At 43.1% G+C, this 778-nt stretch carries 3 protein-coding genes; 2 read left to right on the forward strand and 1 reads right to left on the reverse strand.

Going from position 1 to position 778, the window contains the following annotated elements:
- The coding region (locus tag C1A47_RS17525; RefSeq protein ID WP_205669607.1) for an FAD-binding protein at window positions 1-265 on the forward strand (265 nt) is incomplete at its 5' end.
- Window positions 266-348: 83 nt separating this feature from the next.
- A complete protein-coding gene (locus tag C1A47_RS17530) occupies window positions 349-546 on the forward strand; it encodes a type II toxin-antitoxin system Phd/YefM family antitoxin (protein ID WP_111896291.1) in 198 nt (65 codons plus the stop codon).
- 120 nt (window positions 547-666) lie between these two features.
- Here C1A47_RS17530 and C1A47_RS17535 read toward each other — a convergent pair.
- Window positions 667-778, reverse strand: a 112-nt coding sequence (locus C1A47_RS17535; protein ID WP_162625960.1) for a 4Fe-4S dicluster domain-containing protein, incomplete at its 5' end; no start/stop codon positions are given.

Below are 778 nucleotides of genomic sequence, written 5' to 3' on the forward strand. Positions count from 1 at the left end.
AGCACAAGGTGCATCACGCGCAGCCGTTGATGCAGGCTTTGTACCAAACGACATGCAAGTGGGTCAAACAGGTAAGATTGTTGCACCTGACTTGTACATTGCTGTGGGTATCTCAGGTGCGATTCAGCACTTGGCGGGTATGAAAGATTCTAAAGTGATCGTTGCGATCAACAAAGATGAAGAAGCACCAATCAACGGAGTTGCTGACTACTGGTTAGTGGGTGACTTGAACGAAGTTGTGCCTGAGTTGGTTGCTCAACTCTAAACACTGAGTGCAGCAGGATATTATGCTGTTGAGATCAGCATAATATCTAGCTGAATATTTCTCATCCATTCGAGAAACTTTCCATGCTGAGTTTTAATTACAGCACAGCGCGTGCCCAGTTTTCCATGATTATTGATCGTGTACTCAGTGGTCAGGCTGTTGAAATCACTCGACAAGGTCGACCAACTGTTGTGGTGATTAGTCTCGATGCCTATCAGGATTACTGCCGTATGAAATACAATCAGCACTATCAGCAGACAACATCCAGAGACCATGCTTAAAGCAAAGTACTGACTTGACTTAAAGCAGCATAGTCCTTTTCAATTGGACTAAATTTATGATGCTTCCGAGAAATAATATGGCCTTAAATAAAATCCCTGACGAATCAGGGATTTTTTTAACTACATATTTGGATAATTTGGCCCACCACCACCTTCAGGTGCAACCCAAGTAATGTTCTGTGACGGATCTTTAATATCACAGGTTTTACAGTGCACACAGTTGGCTGCGTTA

It is taken from the genome of Acinetobacter sp. MB5 (assembly GCF_003261585.1).
Lineage (GTDB): Bacteria > Pseudomonadota > Gammaproteobacteria > Pseudomonadales > Moraxellaceae > Acinetobacter.

What these genes read in the sequence shown, in the direction of transcription:
- C1A47_RS17530 (WP_111896291.1), top strand. Translation starts at nt 349, where the DNA reads ATGCTGAGTTTTAATTACAGCACAGCGCGTGCCCAGTTTTCCATGATT.